Annotated in this window: 2 protein-coding genes; both read left to right on the forward strand. The window is 40.2% G+C overall.

Translation table 11 applies throughout. The features are described from left to right. Positions 1-993, forward strand: a 993-nt coding sequence (locus R7P67_RS25305; RefSeq protein ID WP_152989415.1) for a tetratricopeptide repeat protein, incomplete at its 5' end; no start/stop codon positions are given. Beyond that, a partial coding sequence (locus R7P67_RS25310; RefSeq protein ID WP_318086383.1) for a pilus assembly protein occupies positions 990-1,196 on the forward strand: 207 nt, incomplete at its 3' end. The genes R7P67_RS25305 and R7P67_RS25310, both read left to right, overlap by 4 nt.

Raw genomic sequence — 1,196 nt, forward strand, 5'->3', positions numbered from 1 at the left:
ACTAACTCTGGGCAAACTGAACAGCTTATTGAATTTTATAAAGCGAACTTAGTCGAAGTCCCGAGTTATAAGATAAAACTGATCAATTTATATTTGGATAATAAAGACCAAAAATCTGCTGAGTTATACATAAATACTCTAGAGAAAAAGGATCTAAAAGACCCAGATATTATTTATATCTTAGCTAAGCTCGAATATTTAAAATCCAATTACGATGCGAGTGAACGTTACTTAGAAGAGTATTTAGATAATGGCGGTCCAGAGGGTGATTACTACCTTCTAAAAGGCAAAATACTTGCGCGTAAAAAAGACTACGATGGTGCAATTTCTCACTTCAATGACAGTAAGAAGAATGGCGCATCAGACCGTGAGGCAAACAACAATATTGCGGTAGTGATGATGCTGCAAGGCAGACCAGAGCCCGCGATGGAGCTGCTCTATGGCTTGTTTGCTGCCAATCCAAATGATGAAAAGGTACGTTCAAATCTCCTTTTGGCGTCGACTCGGTCGAATCGTCCGGATGTGGCGTTGGAGGTTTTGAAACACGACAGTAGCGAGCAAGACGCACGAGTCAAACTGAAAAAGCTCATGAAGAGCGTTAAACCTCTGAATAAAAAAATAGATACAAAAGTTCCACCCAAACAGGTCGCGAAGTCAAAGGAAAAGAAAAATATGGAAATGGATACGAAATCTGTCGATTTGAAACCAAAGTACGTAGCGCGCTCAGTATTAGACCCGCAAAACTTACGTCCTAAAGCGCCGTCAATTTATCGAATTCAAGTATTAGCAACCTATAAAGTCATTCCGTCAGATTACCTAAACTATCTGAAAGGCAACTATGGCAAAGTGTATTCCTACACTCACGGCTTATGGAAGCGTTATTGCGTTGGTGAGTTTAGCGATATAGATGATGCAAAGAAGTTTCTTGAAAACATGAATATCAAAGGTGCTTTTGTCGTTGATTACACGAAGAAAAGGTACGTTGAATTATGATCAAGTTTCAAAAAGGAAGTTTGACGGTCGAAGTTGCGATGGGCTTACCCGTTTTGATCATGGTGCTATTTACCTGGTTTGACTTGTCTGTACTTACGTATTCGATGGGTGTAACCGACCATGCGCTGACGACAGCTGTGATGAGTAGTAAAAAACAAGGTAGCTCTAGCAACTCGGAAAAAGTGGACTATCAAGATGTGGTC

It is taken from the genome of Vibrio sp. Vb0937 (genome assembly GCF_033338855.1).